At 35.2% G+C, this 15,340-nt stretch carries 12 protein-coding genes; 3 read left to right on the top strand and 9 right to left on the bottom strand.

Features of this window, described 5'->3' with window-relative positions:
- From WBY99_RS10770 to WBY99_RS10730, 9 genes are all read right to left on the bottom strand, one after another.
- Nucleotides 1–767, bottom strand: a 767-nt coding sequence (locus WBY99_RS10770) for an EpsG family protein (protein WP_423976336.1), incomplete at its 3' end; no start/stop codon positions are given.
- Complete coding sequence (locus WBY99_RS10765) at nucleotides 748–1,881, bottom strand: hypothetical protein (protein WP_423976335.1); 1,134 nt, start codon at nucleotides 1,879–1,881, stop codon at nucleotides 748–750. The genes WBY99_RS10765 and WBY99_RS10770, both read right to left, overlap by 20 nt.
- Nucleotides 1,874–2,965: a non-hydrolyzing UDP-N-acetylglucosamine 2-epimerase gene (wecB, locus tag WBY99_RS10760; protein WP_423976334.1), complete on the bottom strand. Its 1,092-nt coding sequence runs from the start codon at nucleotides 2,963–2,965 to the stop codon at nucleotides 1,874–1,876. The genes WBY99_RS10765 and wecB overlap by 8 nt, the downstream gene beginning before the upstream one ends.
- Nucleotide 2,966: 1 nt before the next feature.
- Nucleotides 2,967–4,454, bottom strand: a complete 1,488-nt coding sequence (locus tag WBY99_RS10755; RefSeq protein ID WP_423976333.1) for an oligosaccharide flippase family protein — start codon at nucleotides 4,452–4,454, stop codon at nucleotides 2,967–2,969.
- Nucleotides 4,455–4,800: 346 nt separating this feature from the next.
- Nucleotides 4,801–5,967 carry a nucleotide sugar dehydrogenase gene (locus WBY99_RS10750; protein WP_423976332.1) on the bottom strand — a complete coding sequence of 389 codons (1,167 nt, stop codon included), beginning with the start codon at nucleotides 5,965–5,967 and terminating at the stop codon, nucleotides 4,801–4,803.
- 123 nt (nucleotides 5,968–6,090) lie between these two features.
- A complete protein-coding gene (locus tag WBY99_RS10745) occupies nucleotides 6,091–7,371 on the bottom strand; it encodes a nucleotide sugar dehydrogenase (protein WP_423976331.1) in 1,281 nt (426 codons plus the stop codon).
- 4 nt (nucleotides 7,372–7,375) lie between these two features.
- Nucleotides 7,376–8,368, bottom strand: a complete 993-nt coding sequence (locus WBY99_RS10740) for an SDR family oxidoreductase (RefSeq protein ID WP_423976330.1) — start codon at nucleotides 8,366–8,368, stop codon at nucleotides 7,376–7,378.
- A gap of 73 nt (nucleotides 8,369–8,441) precedes the next feature.
- Entirely contained in the window at nucleotides 8,442–10,787 is a 2,346-nt protein-coding gene (locus WBY99_RS10735) for a GumC family protein (RefSeq protein WP_423976329.1), read from the bottom strand.
- A 3-nt stretch (nucleotides 10,788–10,790) separates the two neighbouring features.
- Complete coding sequence (locus WBY99_RS10730; protein WP_423976328.1) at nucleotides 10,791–11,585, bottom strand: polysaccharide biosynthesis/export family protein; 795 nt, start codon at nucleotides 11,583–11,585, stop codon at nucleotides 10,791–10,793.
- Between the two features lie 694 nt (nucleotides 11,586–12,279).
- Between WBY99_RS10730 and WBY99_RS10725 the strand changes: the two genes are divergently transcribed.
- From WBY99_RS10725 to WBY99_RS10715, 3 genes are all read left to right on the top strand, one after another.
- Entirely contained in the window at nucleotides 12,280–13,293 is a 1,014-nt protein-coding gene (locus tag WBY99_RS10725) for a nucleoid-associated protein (RefSeq protein WP_423976327.1), read from the top strand.
- A gap of 253 nt (nucleotides 13,294–13,546) precedes the next feature.
- Nucleotides 13,547–14,272, top strand: a complete 726-nt coding sequence (locus WBY99_RS10720) for a hypothetical protein (protein ID WP_423976326.1) — start codon at nucleotides 13,547–13,549, stop codon at nucleotides 14,270–14,272.
- Nucleotides 14,273–14,363: 91 nt separating this feature from the next.
- Entirely contained in the window at nucleotides 14,364–15,290 is a 927-nt protein-coding gene (locus WBY99_RS10715; RefSeq protein WP_423976325.1) for a malate dehydrogenase, read from the top strand.
- Nucleotides 15,291–15,340 lie beyond the last annotated feature (50 nt).

Here is a 15,340-nt window from a genome sequence, read left to right as displayed (position 1 = left end):
CCTAAATAACCTTGTTTGGTTTGTATAATACCTGGTAACAATTCAAAATATTCTCTCACTACATCTAAATTTAACTCTCCTAAAAAGAAAGTAAAAATAAATAAAACTAAAAGAGCCGTTTTATTTTTCGAAGGAATAACCCGATATAATAAATATAAAATTAAAGATATAATTAATGAAAAGTGAATAAACATTGGTAGAATTAAAAAAAACCAGCCTCTTTTACTATTTTGTAAGTACAATAGAATAATCCCGTAGAAAAAAATCCCTACCGCGGTCCACATGCGTACCCCATTAATATTCCAAATTGGATTGATTAACGCAAGTAATAGAAATGCGAGTCCTGCGAGACCTTTTAGAGGAATATCGATATTTGAGCGAATAATCAATAAACTTTTAAACCAGAAATAGCCAAAAACCAAAGCAAAAATAGCAAATAGTACCTTTGTATTAGCGGTAAATATACTTACCGCCCAAGTTACCAAAGGTTGGTATACATCTAATGTCGAATTTCCGTCTTCATAAAATTGATTTAAGACTTGTGATAAAGAGATATTTTGTTGATGATATGTTACCAGTTCGGCTGTGTAGCGTACCGAGTCTCCTCCTGTAGTAGAAACCACAAAAGATAATCCAAAAAAGAAGGACAATAATAAATAGGGTAATATACTTGTGTTTTGCTTTAAGTTTCGAAACAAGTAAATCCCACTCAAAAACGGATTAAACAACCACAAGGCTATAAAAGTTTTATTGTTGATCTTTCCCACTAATACTTAAATTTAAAAATTGTTTTACCACTTCCTCAATACGGTAACGTTCGGGATTCATCGTTATGAATTGTTTTTCATAATTGCCGTTCATGAACTGCAATACCACTTCTCTATCCAAATTCCCCGATATAATTTGTAAAATGGGTTTTTCTATAATTGCATAATCAATAAGTTTGCTTGGAGTTTGCGCCAGACCTATATTTGCAATATTTACTACGAAATTAAAAGTAGATAATATTTCTAATAATTCAGTTCTGGGTATTGGGGGATGAAGTTTAATTCTGCTGTCTTTGATATACGGCTCAATAAATTGACTTTGAGCAGTAAATAGGTGAAATTCAAAACGAACAGACTGATCCAAATTGGTTAAAAAATCAAGTAACTCACGGGGATCTCTTCTACCAAGAGTAAAGCCACCTCCATATCCCAAACGAACGATGCCATCGTTCAAAACAGCTTTCTTATCAATATCTTCGAAACGAAATCCTTGTGGTATCACTTTCAGTTTTGGGTGAAATTCAGAAAGATAACCCCTGTATGAGGTTTCCGTAGGTACCGTAATAAAGTCGGTTTTACGCATAAACCATTCTTCTACCCATTTGAAATAAAAAGGAGGCCGAAATGTGTCATTCTCTTGAATGTAGTACGGGTCTCCACAATCTGAAATCCACAAGGGTGCAATATTCTCCTCTTTCTTTTTTGACCAAACAGAAGCTATACCCCAATGTATTGGATGGGGTACTGCAATGGAAATCAAAAGATCATAGTTCTTTGGTTCTGATTTTAATTTTCGTTTTACCATGAAGAAAATTTCCATTTGGGGAAATGCAAACAATAGTGGTAATAACCGATTTATTGCTTTATTACAAAAAGCGCCTAATTTCCCACAGCCTTTTACATTCGGTATATGCCACATTAATTGTCCTAAATCAACAAATTGGATTGGGAACTCTTCTAATAACGGTTGTACATTTTCCTTATGTGGCGCCATAACAACAACTTCATGTCCTTGTCTGCAAAATTCTTTAGCCAATTCGGTCGCTCTGAAAGCCCTGGGGCTTTGCTCGGGATAAAAACCACTCGTAACAATTAATATTCTTTTCTTATCCATACAACTTTACTAAAACATCAACAATTCTTTCTGCTGCTTTGCCATCCCATAATTCGGGAATTCCTCCTTTCTTCCATTCACCATTAAACAATTTTTCCAGAGCTGGTTTAATATTTTTAGGATTTGTTCCAATCAACTCATTGGTTCCAATAGTAATTGTTTCTGGCCGTTCGGTATTTTCTCTAAGTGTGATACATGGAATACCCATTACCGTGGTTTCTTCCGTAATTCCACCAGAGTCTGTTATCACTGCTTTTGCGTTTTCTACTAAATAGTTGAATTGTAAATATCCTAACGGATCTACAATTTTCAAATTGTCTGCTTTTATTCCTAACTCATCAAAAATTTTGGCAGTGCGAGGATGTATTGGAAATACGATTGGTAATCCTCCGCTATGTGCAACGATTTCTTGCATCAATTGCTTTAATTTTTCAGCTTCATCCACATTACCTGGTCGGTGCATGGTCAAAACAAAATAATTACCTTTCTCTAATCCTAATTTATTAAAGAACTCCGGTTGATGAAAACGGTGGCGATTGGCAAGCAAGGTATCAATCATGACATTTCCAACGAAAAAGATTCTATCATCCGTTACCCCTGCTTTACGTAGGTTTTCATCGGCCAACGCTGTAGTCGTAAAAAAATAATCTGTAATGGAGTCTGTCACCATTCTGTTAATTTCCTCTGGCATACTTAAATCCCAGCTGCGAATTCCTGCCTCGACATGAGCTACTTTGGTGTCTAGTTTTTTTGCTACAATACTGCACGCCATTGTTGAAGTAACGTCGCCTACTACCATGACCAGATCAACAGGATTTGCGATGAGTTCTCTTTCAAAAGCAATCATAATAGCAGCGGTTTGTTCTGCTTGGGTACCACCACCACATTCTAAATTAGCATCTGGCTTTGGGATATTAAGTTCTTCGAAAAAACTACCGCTCATATTCTTATCATAGTGCTGTCCTGTGTGCACTAATCGATAATTTATATTTTGTCCTTTATCCTTCGCCTTTTTAATAGCTTGAATAATTGGAGCGATTTTCATAAAATTTGGCCGCGCCCCGGCAATCAGTGTAATTTTCATACTATTTTAATATTTTTTTCATCAATGGCCGAATAATACTATAATAATCTATACGGAAAAACTTAGCCGTTATTAATAGAATTAGCATATAAAGAACAGCACATATCGCTAGTTGAATAATAATTAATAAATTATTAAGAAAGTAAATTTGGATTAATTTTATTAAAACAATTGTCATTGTGGCTTGCAATAAAATCATCAATATTTGCCTCATCGGTATGAATTCGCTAAATTTTAGATGTAGTATTTTTAGTGACAAATAAACAAAAACCATAATTTTCACAATAGATAGAAATGTACTGTTTACAGCAATTGCAATTGGTGAATTAAATATTTTTATCATAAGATATCCCAAGACCCACACTGCTATTGCCAAAAACATATGCACTCTGGAATATAATTTTGTATTTCCTAGTGCAAAAAATAAAGGGGCGAATATAATTATATTAAAAAAATTCAAGACCATATTAATCCTAAAATATATTGCTGAATCACTATATTGTTCGGAATACATAAGCACAACTATTTCTGTTGCAAAAGCAATAAAAAAAACAACTAATGGAAAAATAATTTTAGAAGATTTGTTTAAAGTGCTTCGCCAAACTGTTAACAGATTGTCCATACCACTATTATCACTTAATATTTTTGAAAACAATGGCATTAGTACGACTGAAGCACTCGCAGTTACCATTGAGACAAATGGCAATTCGATAAAACCGTTAGAATATTCTGCAAATACCTCTTTCCCAAAAAATTTACTAATATAAAACTGATCCGCAGATTTTATTGCAATACCCCATAAACTTGCTGTTACCAAAGGAAGACTGTATCCAAAAATTTCTTTATATTTAAGTGAAGTTTCAATCGATTTCACATTTTTAAAAGGAATTTCTTTGAAATAATATGCCATTGCAAAAGTTAGTACTGAAACCGCAAGCCAGCCGTACACTGCTGATATATAATCACCTTTGAAAACAATAACAGGTACCACAATAAAGACCAACATCAACAATCTGGAAAGGGTATTATAAATTGCTATATATATTGTTTTCTTATACGTTGAAAATATTCCCTCTATACCTAAGGTCGGCAACAAGAACATAGGAATCGGAGAAAATATTTTTAATCCATAAGATAAACCAGGATTGTTTAATATATTAGCAATTACTCCTGAAAAAACAAACAAAAAAACTGCGAAAAAGAAACCTGCAAAAAAAAGTACTTTATTGACCTTTTTTACAATATTCTTTCCCTCTTCAAGTGAATAACGTGGAAGGAAATAAGCAAATACCCGAGGTAATCCCGCCGAGAAGACCACTAACAAAGTTGAATAAACGTATACAATCTGCTTGTATGTTCCATAGTCAGCTTTATTAAAGTATCGAGAGAGTATAGCTGCACTAATAATGGCCAAACCGATCGAGCTTAAACTTCCCATTGCGACCCAAAAAGCCTGAATTGTATTGTTTGTTTGGTTTTCTTTCATCATTTTATTTATAGTACAGATTTTGGTTGTTTTTTTATATTGATTGCTTAATTTTTCACAATCTACCTATTATAAATTGTTTTAGGTCTCATCACCAAATTCTATCTTCTAATAGCACCATATAATAATAAATAGCAACTTCTTAATTCCTTAAATTTTCTTCAACCATCTCATAACCCTTCCGATAAAAATTCTCCTAATAAAATATTACATTAGCCATTATCTATAAAAATATGAAACTAATCTATTTACATTTCCGATATTTCGTAATTAAATCCCTATTCTGTAACGTTTTTTCGATGTAGCATTTTCTGTCTATTAGAAACATCATTAATTTTATTAATAAAAATTAATCATTCCCAAATAAATCTCGGGTATATACTTTATCTTTTACATCATCCAATTCCATCGTCGATCGATTCGTGATAATGACATCGCATTCTTTTTTAAAAGCATCTAAATCCTTTAAAACCTTTGATCCAAAGAAAAACTCTTCTTCTAAAACTGGTTCATAAACAACGACTTCTACTCCTTTTGCTTTTATCCGCTTCATTACTCCTTGCATTGCTGAAGCTCTGAAATTATCGGAACCCGATTTCATAATCAATCGATAAATACCTACCTTTTGGGGATTCTTCGCTAAAACAGAGTCTGCAATAAAATCTTTACGTGTTCTATTCGCATCTACAATGGCCTGTATAATATTATTGGGAACTGCTTCGTAATTCGCCAACAACTGCTTCGTGTCTTTTGGCAAACAATACCCGCCATATCCGAAGGAGGGGTTGTTATAATGCGACCCGATACGCGGATCTAAACTGACTCCTTCAATAATCTGCCGGCTATCCAAATCGTGGATTTGAGCATAACTGTCCAATTCATTGAAATAGGCTACGCGCATTGCCAAATAGGTGTTGGAGAACAATTTGATTGCTTCTGCTTCTGTAGGATTGGTAAATAAGGTTAAAATTTCCTTTTTTACTGCTCCTTCTTTTAAGAGGTTCGCAAAAATTTCTGCACGCTTGCTTTGTTCACCGATGATAATTCTCGACGGATACAAATTGTCGTATAATGCTTTTCCTTCTCTTAAAAATTCGGGTGAAAAAATAATATTCTGAAAATCAAATTTCACTTTTAATGATTCAGTAAATCCTACAGGAACTGTAGATTTTATGATGACCACCGCATTGGGGTTATATTTTTTAACTTCCGTAACAACAGATTCTACGCTACTGGTATTAAAATAATTAGTTTTAGCATCGTAATCGGTAGGAGTGGCGACAATAACATAATCTGCATTTTTGTATGCTTCATTCTTATCTAAAGTTGCCTTAAAGTTTAATTCTCGGTTATTTAAAAAATCAATGATTTCAGCATCATCAATCGGAGATTTTTTATCATTAAGCAACGCAATTTTTTCCGGTACAATGTCCAATGCTACCACTTCATGATGCTGAGCCAAAAGGATCGCATTCGAAAGTCCTACATATCCTGTTCCCACTACGGTAATCTTCATCCCTTACTTATTTTTTATCCATCTTACGATGAGCGCTTTATTGTTATTATAAAAATCAATTTTCTGTTACAAACTTTATATCTTAATAAAAGTTCAGTATTCACTACGAATTACATTGCGTTTTTATAATTTTGAATCTGAATGTTTTAATATGCCTTTCACATCATAAACAATGGCGTTCTCATTTTTAAGCTGCTCTAGATTAAGCTTTAAAAACTCTTTATGAGCAACACCCAAAATAATGGCGTCAAATCGCTCTGTAGGAATTTCCGAAGTACTTTCAATCCCATATTCATGTTTTACTTCTGCCGAATTTGCCCAAGGGTCATAAGTGGTGACGGTTGTGCCATAATCTTCTAAGGCTGAGATCACATCTACAATTTTCGTGTTACGTACATCAGGACAGTTTTCTTTAAAAGTAATCCCCAACATTAATATTTTTGCTTTATTAACAGCGATATTTTTCTTAATCATGGTTTTAATAACCTGAGCAGCTACATATTGACCCATTGAATCATTCAACCTTCTTCCCGCTAGAATAATCTCTGGGTGATAGCCATATTCTTGGGCCTTTTGTGCTAAATAATAGGGATCAACACCGATGCAGTGTCCACCAACCAGTCCCGGTTTAAAAGGAAGAAAATTCCATTTGGTTCCTGCTGCCTCTAAAACATCATGCGTATTGATATCCATTAAATTAAAAATCTTCGCCAATTCATTCACAAAAGCAATATTGATATCTCTCTGGGAGTTTTCAATGACTTTCGCTGCTTCTGCTACTTTAATGGTCGGTGCTAAATGCGTTCCTGCCGTAATAACCGACTTATAAATATCATTTACAACAATTCCTATTTCAGGAGTAGAACCGGACGTTACTTTTAGGATTTTTTCTACGGTATGTTCTTTATCTCCCGGATTAATTCTTTCTGGTGAATAGCCTGCAAAGAAATCAATATTAAATTTTAAACCGGAAATTTTTTCAACTACAGGAATACAATCCTCTTCAGTTGCTCCTGGATATACGGTTGATTCGTAAATAACAATATCTCCTTTTTTTAAAACTTTACCTACCGTCTCACTCGCTTTAATGAGTGGCGTCAAAACAGGACGGTTATTTTTATCAACAGGCGTCGGTACTGTAATGATGTAAATATTAGAATCCTCAATATCTTTTAGATCATAAGAACAATAAAGCCCTTTCTGATCTTTCGAAGGATTGTCTTGCACTAACGCAGATTTAAGTAGTTCATCAGAAACTTCTAAAGTATCATCATGCCCCTTATTCAAATCTTGAATTCGAGCTTGATTGATATCAAAGCCCACTGTGGGAAATTTTGTGGCGAAAAGTCTTGCCAATGGCAATCCTACATAACCTAAGCCTAAGACGGTAATTTTGTGCTGCATAATTTTATTTTAAATTGTTCCAATACCAAGTCACGGCTTCTTTCAAACCGTCCTTCATTGAAAAGTGGGGATTATAATTCAATAATTGTTTCGCTTTGTCGATGCTGGCTAAAGAATGGGGGACATCGCCTTTCCGGTAGTCGCCATATTGAACTTCGACATCTGCGATCTTTGGATCAAATTCTACAAGGTATTCTTTCAAATATTTAACCAGATCATTCAAAGTGGTTCTTTCCCCAAATGCCGTATTATAAACCTGGTTTAATGCTTCACTGTTTTCAGAAGTCAAAGCCAAAAGATTCATTAAGACCACATTGTCGATATAGGTAAAATCACGGGAATACTCACCGCCACCGTTAATGGTCGGGGATTCATAGGCCATGAATTGCATTACAAATTTCGGAATAACTGCGGCATAGGCTCCATTTGGATCCTGACGGCGCCCAAAAACATTAAAATACCTTAATCCAATCGTATTAAAATCATAGGTTCTTTTGAACACGTCGGCATAGAGTTCATCGACGTATTTGGTGATGGCATAAGGAGACAAAGGTCTACCGATGACCTCTTCCACTTTCGGCAACGATTCAGAATCACCATAGGTAGAGGAACTGGCGGCATAGACAAATCTTTTGACTCCAGCATCTTTGGCCGCAACCAACATCTTCAAAAAACCACCTACATTGACTTCATTACTCGTAATCGGATCATTGATCGATCTTGGTACTGATCCTAAAGCAGCCTGGTGAAGGACGAAGTCCTGATTTGAACAGGTTTTGTGACAGGTATCTAGGTTCCGGATATCCCCTTCGATTAAAGTAAATTTTTCATTAGATAGAAAGGCGTGTATATTCTCTCTTTTACCTGTTGCAAAATTATCCAAACAAGTGACTTGAGCTCCGTGCTGCAGCAGGGCATCACACAAATTGGAGCCTATAAAACCGGCACCGCCAGTGACAAGTACTTTTTTATCTTTCAAATTTTTAAAATCTACCATTCGTCTTATTATCTTTTATTTAAATAGCTGTTTATTTCTAGGACTTGTTTCTATTAATTAGTGGAAAGGGAAATTAAAATTTTCCTTTTAAACGTTCCCGAAAGCTTTTATTTTCATCAGAATAATAACCATAGCCGTATTTCCCTCCATAGCCGTAGCGCAATTCGCTTTTTTTGATGTCGTTTAAGACCACTCCAATTTTCGCCACATTTTCGTCCGCTGCTACCACTTTAATATAGTTGAGTAACTGTTTCTCGGTATATTGGGCACGGGTCACATAGACGAGTACGTCCGCCAGAGCCAAGAGGTGGAAAGAGTCACTCACCATCATCATTGGGGCAGAGTCAATCAAGATATAATCGTATTTGGAGGTCAGATCAGTAATTAATGTTCTTAATCGTTTTTCTTCCAGTAAGTCGGTCGGGTTCGGTGGGATGGTCCCTGAATCGATGATGTCTAAATTCATATTCAAATTAGAAGATCCCAGGATATCCGCCAGTTCCACAGTTGGATCTGCTAAATAATCAGCCAACCCTATTTGTTTGGTCGTAACATATCTTTTTAACTGTGGATTACGCAGATCTGCTCCAATCAGAACCACCTTTTTATTCGAGCTTAACGTCAAGGCAGAATTCATTGAAATGGTCGTTTTTCCTTCGCCTTTCACCGAAGAAGTAAATAAAATCACCGGTGCCCGATCCTGTATTTTATTGATCATAAATTTTAGATTGGTAAGCAGAATCCGGAAAGATTCAGCATAAATCGAAAGATCATTTTTTACCACAAGATCTCCGGCAGCTTTATCTGCGGTAGGAACTTCAGCCAGTAAAGGGATGTTGGGTAAAGCTCTGGAAATATCAGCTTTATTGGCTATTTTATTATCAAAAAAGAAATAGAGGTAAAATAATAAAAAAGGAATGGCTAGTCCTAAGGTAAAGGCTATTAAATATATTTTTGAATTTTGCGGTGATACAGGATTTAAAAAGGTATAAGCTGGATTCACCACCCTTGCTTTTGGGGTGGTCACCGCCAATGAGATGGACGTTTCTTCTCTTTTTTGAAGCAGGAATAAGTAGAGTGCTTCTTTAATATTCTGTTGACGGTCGATATTTCGGAAAATCTTTTCCTGATCGGGGAATTTTCCAACAGCGGCTTTGTTGTCATTTAACCTTTGTTGTAATGCCGCCATATTCGACTGCAAAGAAATCCGTGACTTTTGCAGATTTTCTTTAATAACCGAGCGCATAGAGGAGATGTCCCGGTTGAACTGGATCACCGCGGGATTTGAATTAGTCGCCTGTCTTAAGGTTTTATTGCGCGTTAAAACCAACTGGTTGTATTCGTTGATCACATTGTCCAAGCCTGAAGGCATTCCTAAATTGCTTGGAAGCAACTGTTCATTATTTGCTGAATTGGCGTAACTCAAGACTGAATTCACCATTTCTAACTGGGTGCCGACGTCCATAATTTTTTTAGTGGCATCGTTGGCATTTTGCACAGAGAGTTGAGCCTGACTCACTAAATCGGTAATCTGGTTGTTTCGTTTGAAGCTTGCTTTTTGATTTTCAATATTCCCCAGTTCTTTGGTAATCAAATCCAATCGTCCATCAATAAAAGATGCGGTATTCTGCGATTCTAAATTTTTATTATCAGTAGCATCTTTATTATACTGTTTGATTAATTCATTGAGAATGTTTTCAGATTTTTGAGGGATTTTGCCTACATAAGTTAAGGAGATGATACTGGATTTGTTTTTCATATCCTGCATGGCGACAATCCTCTGTTCGAGATTACTAACCATGATATCTGGGTGGGACAACTGTATTGTTAAAGGAGATTTAAACGAAATCTCAGGTTGCTTATAAAGGGTGAGAGTAGCATTTTGTATGACGACTTGTTCACCATAATGGTGCGTTTTTGCCAAACCGTCTTCCTGTTTTAAAGTGAATTCTTTAGAATTAACTGGTGTAAAAGAGAAAGTTTGCGATACGAATTTTCTTGGATTTGAAATTTCCAAATGACCAAAAATAGGAACTTCATCATAAATGTTTTTAGAAATAACCCGTCCCTCATTCAATATCTGCACATCTAAATTAAGTTTTTTCACCAAATCAAAGAGAAGAGGTTTCGATTTCATGATGGCAATCTCATCCTGTAGATTGGCTGCACCTAAATTTCCACCAAGGGCCAAGTTCGAAAAATCCTCCATGCTGACGGAATTGTTTTTTTTATCGCTGGTTGAAATTAAAACAGAAGCATTGGTCGCATATTGTTTTGGCGTATAACGAAGGTAGAGCCATGCAAGGACCAGTGCTATGAAAAGCGAAAGCAGAAACCAAGGCCATTTTTTTAAATATTTGTTCAGTTCAGCTTGCAGATCTAAGGAATTACTTTCCTCTTGTTCATTGAATTCGTTCATAACTTATTTAAATCGGATAATGATGGACAGTAAGGCAATTGCACTTCCAATAATAGAAAAAGTGAGTGCACGGTTGGGGTTGATGTTCGCAATTATTTTCTTATTTTCATCTGGCTGTACATACAGAACATCGTTTTGCTGCATATAATAGTAAGGAGAAGAAGTGATGTTTTTATCGGTGAAATCAATCACATGGGTTTGGTCGATGCCATTTTCATATCTTACGAGCTTAACTTGTGTCCGGTCACCATTGTCGGTCATGTCTCCTGCCATTCCTAAAGCTTGCAAAATGGTGATTTTGTCTGAAGGGCTGGTGTATTGTCCGGGTTTTTTCACTTCGCCCAATATTGTAATGTTGAAGTTTAACTGTCGAATCGTAACCAGAGGATCGGTAAGGTATTCCAAAAGTCTTGTTTCAAGATTTTCCCGAAGTTGAGACAAGGTCATATTCTTTACCAATATTTTCCCCAAAACAGGAAAGACGATATAACCATCATTGCTTACCAAATATCCAACAGGAGCAGACACAAGCTGACCTGGGATAACCTCAGTTGCATTCCCAGCTTGGTTCATCGAATGAAGATTAAAAGGACGCACCGCATTGTCATCAAAAGCGGTTACTTTAATATCCAAAAGATCTCCAGCTTGTAAATGGCTTCCTTCAAATACCGCCTGCTTCACTTCTTGATTCAGTTCCGTGGTTTGCCTCTCCATATAAACCATGTTTTGTTTCGGTTTACAGGAATAAGCGAGACCAATGAGTGTAGCCACCAGAAAAGTATTTTTGATTTTTCTCATATTATTCTTAAAGTTTTGCAAAAATAGTAAAATTAAACCACCGCACGTCAGATGTGAATAACTAATATTCTAAAAAACAGCCCATACACTTGAAGAAAATCGCTTTTTAAGGCAACTGTATTGTGAAATTTCAATTTTAAAAGTCCAATGAAAAAAAAATAATCATTTTTACGAAAAAAATAAAAAATAAGAGTCTTTGATGAGTTTTATTCAATAATAGTTTTATAGAAGATGATTTGACTATATTTTCAGCGTTTTCCATGAGGAGTTCAAAATTTCTACATCGCCTTCTATCGTTATCAACTAGGAAAAGGTGCATTCTACAATCATGGGCTAAAGCTGTTTTCTTGTCATCACTCCTGAGTACGACTTTGATTAAATGACCAAAACGATTTTTCACATCATTTATTATACCCCTCCATCTGCAAGAGTAACTTTAATAGGGTTTAATAGAATTTTTCCACCCTTTAGTCCCGAAAGTTTTCAGGATGGGAAAAGAAAAATTCTTTGAAAATTTGATTTTTGAATAATTTTTAAACATTCTAAAAATGGACATCCAACAATATTTTTGTTGTGAAAATATGACTTTTATCCGATAATTTGTTTTTCATTTTTAAAAAATATATTTATCTTTAAAAATTTCATGCTTCAATCTTTTAAAAATATCTTTGCAACTTATTTATAATTCAAAAAAATGCTTTCAAAACTCATCATTCATAAAGTCGGAAACAAAATCAATCAGGAATCACTTATTCTTTCACAAGAAGAATATCAACCTGATGAAGGCATGACGGAATTGCTCGAAGACTTTTTCCTGAAAGCCTTTAAATCAGAAGAGCAGTTTCAGTTTTACAGCGACACCTATTTAGTCAACAATCCCGTGTTCAGTTCTGTTTCTGAAATTTTCGAAGATTTAACTCAATTCAAATACGAGTCTGAAAATATAGCGGAACATCTATATGATATTTCTGAAAACCCTCGTGTACAAGCAGGTGAATTGTTTATTTGTTACTTCGAAGGTGAGGAAACCGACGGAGTTAAAATCGATTCTATCGGAATTTTTAAAATGGAAAGTAAAATTCCATTCCTCAAAATTTCCCCACAAGGCGAAACTTTTGAAATCGAAAAAGATTACGGAATTGGACTTTCAAAGTTGGATAAAGGTTGTATCATTTACAATAATTTCAAAGAGTCCGGTTACGCCCTTTCGGTTGTTGACAACAATAAAAATGGCGATATGTATTATTGGTTCGAGGATTTCTTGAAAGTAAAACAACGCGACGACGAATATTTCCATACCCAGGAAACTTTGTCCGTTTACAAAGAATTCATCACCAAACAATTGCCGCAGGAATTTGAAACAACAAAAGCAGATCAAGCGGAATTCCTGAATAAATCAATTGAGTTCTTCAAAGAAAAAGAGCAGTTTGATTATGATGAATTTACCAAAGAAGTTTTGCAAGATGAGAATGTAATCGAAAGTTTTGGGAACTTTAAATCCGATTACGAACAAGAAATGCAGGTTTCGATTTCCGAAGATTTTGCCATCAATGAATCTGCGGTGAAAAAGCAAAGTCGGGGTTTCAAAAGCATTATCAAGCTCGACAAAAACTTCAGCATTTATGTACACGGCGACCGGAAAATGATTGAGCAAGGACAAGATGAAAACGGAAAATATTACCGACTTTATTTTGAAAAAGAGCAATAAAAGCTCTTGGAGGATTTTTCTTTCCCCATCCCGAAAACTTTCTGGACTAGAAATTGGAAAAACTCCTTGAAAATTTCATCAAAATTACTCCCTTTAGGGTTGGGGAAAATAATTTTGATGAAATTTAAATAAGTATTTGCAAATTTTAATAATATATTTTAAAGATTTAGAGGATGGATTGTAAGTCTTTTATCTTTCATCTATTTTCTTTTATCTACTTAGGCTCTGAAAATCATTAAAAAATCTGAAAATTTTGGAAGGTCCACACGTATTATTTCTTAAAAATAAATTGCAACGATTCAAAGGTAAAATTGTTTCGGGAATTTCTGGCGATGCCGAAATCGAGCAATCTGCCATTCAATATTTGAAGATTTCGGATATTGAAACGTTTGGCGAAAATCTGTTTTTTGTTTTCAAAGATTTTTTTGTGAGCGTTGATTTTGGGAATTCAGGAACGATGTTGGTGAATAAAAGTAAGAAAACAAATGCCAATTTTTCTTTGCATTTTCCGCATTCTGAAATTAATTTCTACGGCACAAAAACTCAATTACACAAAGGAAAGCCAACGGATTATTTCAATTTTAAAAATGATATTTTAAAGCCTCAATTCGATGCCGATTTTATTTTAAATGAATTAAAAACGAATCATGCGGACAAAATGATCGGTGATGTTTTAATCAATCAAAATCTTTTTGCCGGCGTTGGAAACATTATCAGAACCGAAACTTTGTATCATGCGAAAATTTATCCTGATAGTTTAATAAAAGCGATTCCCGAGAAAAAATTAATATTTCTGCTGAAAATGGTGGTGGATTATGCTGAAGAATTTTTAATTTTATTAAAAACGGACAGCGTAGAAAAGAACACTTTAATTTTTGAAAAGAAAATTTGTCCGAAAGATAAAACGCCAATTTTAAGTAAAATCGAAGGCGAAAATAAATTATTTGTCTGCGAGAAATGTCAGAAAAAATTTGAATAATTGATAAAATCATATTTCTAAAATTGGTCATCATTTCAATATTTCTTAAATTTGAAATTCAAAAATTAAATCAATAAATAAAATTTAAAATATGAAAGTTACCGTAGTTGGAGCAGGAGCAGTTGGCGCAAGTTGCGCGGAATATATTGCGATGAAAGATTTCGCAGCAGAAGTTGTTTTGGTGGATATTAAAGAAGGCTTTGCCGAAGGTAAAGCGATGGATTTGATGCAAACCGCTTCTTTGAACGGATTCGATACTAAAATTACCGGAACAACTGGGGATTACAGCAAAACTGCTGGATCAAAAGTTGCCGTTATCACTTCAGGAATCCCAAGAAAACCGGGAATGACGAGAGAAGAATTGATCGGAATCAACGCAGGAATCGTGAAAGAAGTGACTGCAAACTTGGTAAAACATTCTCCAGATGTTATCATCATCGTGGTTTCAAACCCGATGGATACGATGGCATATTTGGTTCACAAAACTTCAGGATTACCCAAAAATAAAATTATCGGAATGGGTGGAGCATTGGATTCTGCACGTTTCAAATACCGTTTGGCAGAAGCTTTGGAATGTCCAATTTCTGACGTTGACGGAATGGTAATCGCAGCTCACAGCGATACCGGAATGCTTCCTTTGATGAGTAAAGCAACCAGAAACGGAGTTCAAGTAACTGAATTCTTAAGTGAAGAACAACAAAATTACGTTGCTGAAGAAACCAAAGTTGGTGGCGCAACATTAACCAAATTATTAGGAACTTCCGCTTGGTATGCACCTGGTGCAGCGGTTTCTGTGATGGTTCAAGCCATTCTTTGCGACCACAAAAAAATGATTCCTTGTTCATTAATGTTGGACGGTGAATATGGTGAAAGCGATATTTGTTTGGGAGTTCCGGCAATTATTGGTGCAAATGGAGTTGAGAAAATCGTAACGATTTCTTTAACCGACGCCGAAAAAGAAAAATTCGCAACCGCTGCAAAAGCTGTGAGAGAAGTGAATGGCGATTTGGGATTTTAGAATATTATTAAATATTTTGCCTTAAAAAAAACCTCTCGTCAACATTGACG

The sequence above is a fragment of the Kaistella sp. genome, from assembly GCF_049588135.1.
GTDB lineage: Bacteria > Bacteroidota > Bacteroidia > Flavobacteriales > Weeksellaceae > Kaistella.
The sequence above is the reverse complement of the archived record's forward strand: the minus strand, read 5'-3'. Positions and strand labels throughout refer to the sequence as shown.

Bases quoted from the DNA above. Each gene is read 5' to 3' on its own strand.
- WBY99_RS10765 (WP_423976335.1), bottom strand. From the start codon at position 1,881: ATGGATAAGAAAAGAATATTAATTGTTACGAGTGGTTTTTATCCCGAG.
- wecB (WP_423976334.1), bottom strand. From the start codon at position 2,965: ATGAAAATTACACTGATTGCCGGGGCGCGGCCAAATTTTATGAAAATC.
- WBY99_RS10755 (WP_423976333.1), bottom strand. From the start codon at position 4,454: ATGATGAAAGAAAACCAAACAAACAATACAATTCAGGCTTTTTGGGTC.
- WBY99_RS10750 (WP_423976332.1), bottom strand. From the start codon at position 5,967: ATGAAGATTACCGTAGTGGGAACAGGATATGTAGGACTTTCGAATGCG.
- WBY99_RS10745 (WP_423976331.1), bottom strand. From the start codon at position 7,371: ATGCAGCACAAAATTACCGTCTTAGGCTTAGGTTATGTAGGATTGCCA.
- WBY99_RS10740 (WP_423976330.1), bottom strand. From the start codon at position 8,368: ATGGTAGATTTTAAAAATTTGAAAGATAAAAAAGTACTTGTCACTGGC.
- WBY99_RS10735 (WP_423976329.1), bottom strand. From the start codon at position 10,787: ATGAACGAATTCAATGAACAAGAGGAAAGTAATTCCTTAGATCTGCAA.
- WBY99_RS10730 (WP_423976328.1), bottom strand. From the start codon at position 11,585: ATGAGAAAAATCAAAAATACTTTTCTGGTGGCTACACTCATTGGTCTC.
- WBY99_RS10725 (WP_423976327.1), top strand. From the start codon at position 12,280: ATGCTTTCAAAACTCATCATTCATAAAGTCGGAAACAAAATCAATCAG.
- WBY99_RS10715 (WP_423976325.1), top strand. From the start codon at position 14,364: ATGAAAGTTACCGTAGTTGGAGCAGGAGCAGTTGGCGCAAGTTGCGCG.